The organism is Spirulina subsalsa FACHB-351 (genome assembly GCF_026130165.1).
GTDB lineage: Bacteria > Cyanobacteriota > Cyanobacteriia > Cyanobacteriales > Spirulinaceae > Spirulina_A > Spirulina_A subsalsa_A.
Map to the genome: position 1 here is coordinate 1 of NZ_JAIHOM010000179.1, position 6,995 is coordinate 6,995.

The 6,995-nt window shown below is 49.1% G+C and carries 5 protein-coding genes and 3 pseudogenes; all 8 read right to left on the reverse strand.

Annotated elements, in window-relative coordinates:
- Nucleotides 1-100 (reverse strand): annotated as a pseudogene (locus K4A83_RS23715) (transposase); the annotation flags it as partial.
- A 97-nt stretch (nucleotides 101-197) separates the two neighbouring features.
- Nucleotides 198-458, reverse strand: coding sequence for a HepT-like ribonuclease domain-containing protein (locus tag K4A83_RS21305; RefSeq protein ID WP_265266719.1), 261 nt, complete (start codon nucleotides 456-458; stop codon nucleotides 198-200).
- Nucleotides 455-748 carry a nucleotidyltransferase family protein gene (locus K4A83_RS21310; protein WP_265266720.1) on the reverse strand — a complete coding sequence of 98 codons (294 nt, stop codon included), beginning with the start codon at nucleotides 746-748 and terminating at the stop codon, nucleotides 455-457. Before K4A83_RS21310 ends, K4A83_RS21305 begins: the two co-directional genes overlap by 4 nt.
- On the reverse strand, nucleotides 748-2,376 hold the full coding sequence (locus K4A83_RS21315) for a class I SAM-dependent DNA methyltransferase (protein WP_265266721.1): 1,629 nt from the start codon (nucleotides 2,374-2,376) through the stop codon (nucleotides 748-750). The genes K4A83_RS21310 and K4A83_RS21315 overlap by 1 nt, the downstream gene beginning before the upstream one ends.
- A 188-nt stretch (nucleotides 2,377-2,564) precedes the next feature.
- A complete protein-coding gene (locus K4A83_RS21320; protein WP_265266722.1) occupies nucleotides 2,565-2,810 on the reverse strand; it encodes a hypothetical protein in 246 nt (81 codons plus the stop codon).
- 39 nt (nucleotides 2,811-2,849) lie between these two features.
- Nucleotides 2,850-5,249, reverse strand: a pseudogene (locus K4A83_RS21325) (CHAT domain-containing tetratricopeptide repeat protein).
- A 15-nt stretch (nucleotides 5,250-5,264) separates the two neighbouring features.
- A complete protein-coding gene (locus K4A83_RS21330; protein ID WP_265266723.1) occupies nucleotides 5,265-6,203 on the reverse strand; it encodes a hypothetical protein in 939 nt (312 codons plus the stop codon).
- 307 nt (nucleotides 6,204-6,510) lie between these two features.
- Nucleotides 6,511-6,995: pseudogene (locus K4A83_RS21335) on the reverse strand (hypothetical protein); the annotation flags it as partial.

Consider the following 6,995-nt stretch of genomic DNA (forward strand, 5'->3'; position numbering starts at 1 on the left):
GAAGGACTTTATTTCGGACAAATTGGGATGTCCTAATTGCTTCATTAATGGCGGTTATTTGTTGTGGTTTAGGGTAGACCTTAAACTCGTAGACAAACACGGATGATACTGAGTTAATGGATATCAAGTGTTATAATAACATGGAATTGAAAAATGGGTAATAAAAAGCCGTCCTGAAGGACGGGGCTTGTATCCCATTATTTTCGGTCAACTTCTAGATAGTCATGGGCTAGCACATTGCGAAAGTCCCCGACTTTCACCCATTCTACCTGTGGTTGACTCTGTTTCCAGACCTCCGGCAGCTTCTTCACTGATTCGCCCATAATTTCGAGATTACGCAACACCGCATCCTGCACCATGCCATTTTGCCTAAACTCAGTCTTGCCCCCTTGGGTATAGTCTCGAATCCGAGTCAGGCAGTCCCGAATATGAAAAAGGTACAAACGACTATCTTTCACAGGGGCTTCGCCTCCGACAGTACCCGCTCTTTGATGTAGTAGTGCAACGACTTAGCCGCCACCACATCCACATCTCGCCCTAAAAAGTCCCGCAAATCGTGAATCAACCCCACCGGAAACCAGGGCGTGATTTTTTCTAAGTCGTAGTCAATCAAAAAGTCGATGTCGCTCTCTGGGGTATCTTCGCCCCGCACCACCGAGCCAAACACCCGGACGTTGTAGGCTCCATGCTTGGCGGCAATATCCAAAATTTGCTCTCGTTTGTTTTGCAAGGTCGCCAACAGGGTCATCAGGTTATCCCCTCCAAATCAAAGCCCACCTTGGCTAATTGTACCTTAATCTCCTTATCCAGCGCCTCCGCCTCCTTCATCTGCGCCGCCAACTCCGCCGTCAACGCCGCCATCTTCTCATCAAACGGCACTCCGTCATCCTCTTCATCAGGAATGCCCACATAGCGCCCCGGTGTCAGCACAAAATTATGCTTCTCGATGTCTGCGAGGGTGGCTGACTTACAGAACCCCTTGATGTCCTTATAGTCGCCGCCGTCTCGTTTCCATTCGTGGTAGGTGTCCGAAATTCGCTGAATGTCCTCATCAGAAAAAGTTCGGTTGCGGCGGTTCACCATGTAACCCAACTCTGAGGCATCAATAAACAACACCTCTCCCTTGCGGTTCCGATTCTTGTTGCCGTTCTTGTATCGACTGAGAAACCAGAGACAGGCAGGAATCCCCGTATTGTAGAACAACTGGGTCGGTAACATAACAATGCAATCCACCAAATCCGCCTCAACCAAAGCCCTGCGAATCTCGCCCTCGCCACTCGTATTTGACGATAACGACCCGTTCGACAACACAAACCCCGCCGCCCCCGTTGGCGCTAGGTGGTAGAGGAAATGCTGCACCCAGGCAAAGTTAGCATTACCCACGGGCGGCACTCCATACTTCCAGCGGCCATCCTGACGGAGTAAGTCACCCCCCCAGTCGCTGTCGTTAAAAGGTGGGTTGGCAATCACAAAGTCGGCTTTCAAGTCCTTGTGGGCATCGTTCAAAAACGAGCCTTCGGGGTTCCAGCGAATGTTAGAGCTATCAATCCCCCTAATTGCCAGGTTCATCCGGCACAGCTTATAAGTCGTCTCGTTGCTCTCTTGGCCGTAAATAGAGATGTCATCTAGTCGCCCCTGGTGGTGACTGACAAACTTCTCGCTCTGAACAAACATTCCCCCAGAACCACAACATGGGTCAAACACTCGCCCCTGGTACGGTTCCAGCATCTCCACCAGCACCCGCACCACCGCTTCTGGGGTGTAGAACTGGCCGCCCTTCTTACCTTCCGCTAGGGCAAACTGACCCAGGAAATATTCATATACCTGTCCCAATAGGTCAGCCTGCCGGAGTTCGGTTTTAGGCTCAACCGGGTCTATCTCTAACTCTAGTTGCTCGTTCGGTCCTTTGGGAGACTGAGCCAAATTGACACTACCAATCATGTCAATGAGTCCCCCAAGTGAGGCGGGGTCGAGTTTCTGCTGACCATAGACCTTGGGCAAAATTCCCTTGAGTGCCTTGGGGTTAGCCTGCTCAATCGCCTCCATCGCCTCATCAACTAACTGCCCAATAGTGGGCTGTTTCGCCTGACCCTGAAGTGTTGACCAGCGGGCGACTTCCGGCACAAAGAACACATTTTCTGCTTTGTACTCGTCTGGGTCTTCTGGGTCTGCAAATTCGTAGTTCCCCTCCTGAGCCATTAACTTCTCATGCAACTGCTCAAAAGCATCGGAGATGTACTTGAGGAAAATTAACCCCAGGACAATATGCTTATACTCAGCAGCATCAATGTTTTTACGCAGCTTATCCGCTGTCTTCCACAGTTTCTGCTCTAGTGAGTCATTATTTTGTGTTTTGGCTTGCTTTCCTTTGGGCATATCAACTCATAATCACAGAAATTGGTGGAAGTTCTCCCCGGTTGGGACTTGGTGGCTTAGTCCAAGACATCTAGGGCTTGCTTAATAACTCTACTCGTAGGGCTAGGGAACAGGCAACAGATCATCTAAAATCGGCACAAGTGCTTACTTCCGACTCCCGACTCCCCGACTTATTCAGCAAGCCCTACCTAAAAAATGCGATCGCCCATTGCGCCTAACCACACAACACAGTCAATATCCGAATTCTGACCTTGATGCTGCCTTAGCATAGCCTCAAATCGCCGCTTAGAGTCTTGATGGCTTCTTTTCTGGATAGCCTGGTAAATCACCATTGCCTCAATGTCTTGGTTTTTGACAGGCAACTGCAAAGACAACACCCCATCCTGCCCAACATGGGCTTTTATTTTGATGCTTTCCATATTATCTAATTCCATCGCTCCCCAATCCCCCGATGTGAATTTCTGCCCCTGCTATCACCAACCCTCGACGCAAACCATTATATTGGGTAGAAAAAAGCCGTGAGTGGCTAGCTGCAAAATTTGGGGAGATTGGACTGGTTTAACCACGGTTTCCGTCGCCAAATCATCCATAAAAATCTTGACATTTTCTAGCTTTTGTGATAAAAATTCGGCTTCTGTCGCGGTATTGGGAAGGGGCAAAACATTCAAATCCCTTAACCCTTGACTAGAGGGGATAGCTATTTTCTCGACTTCACCATAATCTGGATTAGCCAAAATGATGGCCAGATTTTGACTGGGTGGGGTTGCTCATTGACCCAGTAAATCTCGCCCCGTGGTTAAATAACTAAGTCGATAATTCTTGAGCAGTAACTGATTATTTTCGTCTACCAAATCAGCAAAGGGAATTAAATTGAGTTGACCATCAGGAGACAAAAACAAATGAGCAATATCGCCAGAAATCTGGGCAATTTTAGCACAAATGGGCTGCATTAAAAGCGCGTCTAATTGTCGTCCTTTTTCCTGAAATTGGCTTGAAGTTAAGCCACTATTTCCTAGAGTTAAAGCGCGCTGAAATGCCTCCACAGCCTGATTAATAGGGGCTGTTTCGCCTAAATCAACCCATTGAATCTCACCACTCGCACCTAAAATATAAGCGGCATAATGGGGTTCTCCCCAAACTAATCGATCGGGAGAGGGGCGACTGTGGGGGCGATAAATAATCAACTCTACTAAAACCCCATCCGGGGGAATCTTTGCTTGAATTTGTTCTAGGGTGACGGGAGTTATTTCTCCCTGTAAACTAGCACTTATTCGAGCTAGTTTAGATTCCATTACTTCGATTTTATTCTGCAATTCCCCGACCTGATCTCTATAAACCTCTGGGGCAAGATTCGCTGGAGGATTAGAGTGTAACTCGGCCAGTTTAGCTCGTTGGTTTATTAGTTCATCTAGGAGTTGTTGATGTGGGGGCGTTAGATTTGCTTTGAAGGTTTGTAAGTTGTCGGGAATGGCATCTAAAACACGACCTTTGCGGCGGAAAATTGTAGTTAGGGCGAATTGAGCGGCGTTGAGATGATTGGGGGCATTTTGGAGATGGAGGGAGATGGCTTGGTGGGTGGTGCCTGAAACGAGATTTATATAATTTTGTTTTTCCCTTTCTCCTAACAGGGGTAAAACTCGCTCAATGATGATTTCTTGGTCTGCTAAACTTTGATGTAAGTAGTCGAGGGCGGGGGTAATTTCTCCTTGTTGGAGTTTTAAACTGGCTAGGTTACTGAGGGCTTGGGCGACTAAAAAGTTACCCCCATGACCCCATTTTTGGAAGTAGGCTAGATGGTCTAAGTAGAGGGATTCGGCTTGATTATAGTCCCCATGAGCCTCGGCAATGTGTCCTAATGCTTGGGATATTTCGGCCACACTTTGTAAGTCCGATTGCTCCCAACGGTGCAAGATAGCTAAGGCTTGAGTATAATAATTTTCCGCGCTTTCATATTGCCCTTGTTGGGCTAACAAATCTCCCAATTTTTGTAGGGTGTAGGCTGTGGTAACACTCTCTTCTGTGTTGAGGGGATATTGACGGTTTTTCTGCTTTAAAACCCCTTGCAAGAGATTTTCTGCGGTTTCATATTGCCCTTGTTGACCATAAAACTGGGCGAGGAGTTCTTTTGTTCGCCAGACATCTTGATCCGCCGAACCTAATTGTTCCTGTTGAATGTTTAAGGCTTGTTGCGCTAGGGTGATAGCTTGGGGGTGATGGTCTTGTTGGGCGGCTAAAAGGGCTAAATCCGTTAGACTCTGGGCTACTTGTAGATGATTTTCCCCTAACACCTTTTTACGGTGGGCGATCGCCTGTTGATAAAAGTCGGCAGCCCCTGCCAGACGACCCTGAAAGCGGTATAGTTGCCCTAACTCGTGGAGTAGGTCGCCGATGAGGGGATGATCTCCACCGTGCAGCTGGTGGGCCATCTGGAGTGCTTGGTGGAGGGTGGTTCGACTTTGGGCGTAGTCTAGGAGGGGATCGGTATAAAATGAGGCTAAATAACGTAACTGCGCGATCGCCTCTTCCGATTCCCCAGCCAATTTAACCCGCATGGCTAAGGCTTGTCCATAGATTCGATTATGTTCCCCATCCTCCCCCTGAGCCAAATAAACATCAGCCAGAAGTACCAGCGTTTCCACCACAACGGGATGATTTTGACCGAGAATCTCTTGTTGCAAAGCCAGCACCTGTTCTAATTGGGTGATAGCTTGGCGATAATTCCCCTCATTGCTCAACTCCCAAGCGCCCTCTATCCATTGCGCCGCTTTTTCCAGGTCAGGATGTTCTACCATATTCAGAAGGGTTGGGGTTTGGGGAAGGTCGGGAAAAACAAGAACCGGAGCCGTTAAGACCACAAGCAAGGCCATTCTCATCTCTTAATCCCTCAATCAGTTGGCCTCCCGGAGGGGGCGAGAAGTCGCAGAGAAACCCTCACCATTACCTTGCATTGGGCGAGGGAGTGCGTCACCCTTCTGACTTCTTAACTCTTCTAACTGTTGTCGTCTCCGCGTGACCGCCTCAGTTCCTTCTACTTGATACCGTATGTTTTTAACACCCTGACGAACCTCCTGTAAGTTGGGGGAGGGAGTCATTTCACCCCGTCTCAAGGCCTCCCGCATCGTGACAATCCGTTGACTCGGACTGTTATAGAGGGGAATCTCTCGCCCTGAAGCCACCGAAGGAGTAGGCAGGGGGGTTTGTACTGCCACAGGTTGAGGAGTCGTTACTACAGGTTGAGTCCTTGGGGGAGTCCTTTGGACTTCGTTTTCTACCCCTCTCAAAGGAGTGCGGTTACTCTGAGAAATCCTTCTCGGTTTCACCTCCATCCTCTCAGATGCCACGGGAGAACGTCCTCGACTCCCATACATTGGACTGGATGTTGCCCCTTGGGAGGGGGCCACAGTAGACGGGGGATGACTCATCGGAGTTGTGGAGGAAGGAGTAGGACGGGAAACAGTCCCATCAGAACCTTCTGGAGCAGCCGAAACGGCCGTTTCACTGACTCTCTCTGACTCAGCAGGAGGGGGCGCAGAATTAAAAAAGTGATCTAATGCCGAGGAAACTCCAGTTTCGGCCTGATGATCTAAAGGACTCTCAAGATACTGACTCGCCCACAACCCCACCTGTTGTTCTAGGGTCAGACTCTCCCCATCCACCGGATTTAGAGCCTCTGCTTGCAACCGATCTAAATCCCGATAGTGAGAACTAGCCCCAATCATATAGGCAACCAGTAAAACCAGCCCTCCCGTCACTAAAAAACGATTACTGCAATCTTGAGGTTGGCGATGATGATAATGATGTGTTTTGAATGCAGGTATATTCGTCATGGCCGTTTTCTCTCCCCTATGGAACGCGCCCCAACTCCACCCGAGAGATTGGTTGAGGATTACACCAAGAACTTCATTAAAACTTAACGCGCCTATGGGTAAAACCCGTCATTTGGCCGAAAACCTATGGGCTTTACCAGACGATTTATCTTTCTTCCATCTCACCCTGTGACGACCTATTGTAAGCGATTTCAGTAAAATCACGGGTTAACTTTTGTGACGGAATACAAAAACTCAGGAGAATCACTGATTCTCCTGATGTAATGTTATGTAAACCTTGGGCATGGGGGAGAGAAAAAGGTGGGCTTTATTGGGGAAGTTTGGCTTGACTCACGTTTGAACTCCGTAAATTTTCTAGATATTGTCGGACGTGGCGAGCTTCTTCTGTGCCTTCTAATTCGTTTTGTAAGCCACTAATCCGTTGACGGATTTCTCGGAGTTGGGGGGTGGGTTCTAAGTCTCCCTGCTTGACCGCTTGCCGTAGATGACGCACTTGTTGGGCAACATCAGCATTGACGGGCATTTTTTCTAAATCGTTGGAGGAAATGGGCTGGGGAGCGCGATAAGTCCCGGCACTGGCGGCTGGAGTGACAGTCGGCTGGGTACTCCGGGGAACGGCAACCGGAGCGGGGTTGTTTTGGGGTTGCTGGGTTATGGGACGGGAGGAGCGTTGGACTGAAGGGGCAGGTTTGGCTTCAGAAACCACTGGAGAGGGGCGGGATGGGGAGGATTGTTGTGGGGCTTGAGCGGGGGAGGTTAGGGGTTTGGGGGAGGGGGCAGGGGCTTGAGGAC

What these genes read in the sequence shown, in the direction of transcription:
- K4A83_RS21330 (WP_265266723.1), bottom strand. Translation starts at nt 6,203, where the DNA reads ATGACGAATATACCTGCATTCAAAACACATCATTATCATCATCGCCAA.
- K4A83_RS21310 (WP_265266720.1), bottom strand. Translation starts at nt 748, where the DNA reads ATGACCCTGTTGGCGACCTTGCAAAACAAACGAGAGCAAATTTTGGAT.
- K4A83_RS21320 (WP_265266722.1), bottom strand. Translation starts at nt 2,810, where the DNA reads ATGGAATTAGATAATATGGAAAGCATCAAAATAAAAGCCCATGTTGGG.
- K4A83_RS21315 (WP_265266721.1), bottom strand. Translation starts at nt 2,376, where the DNA reads ATGCCCAAAGGAAAGCAAGCCAAAACACAAAATAATGACTCACTAGAG.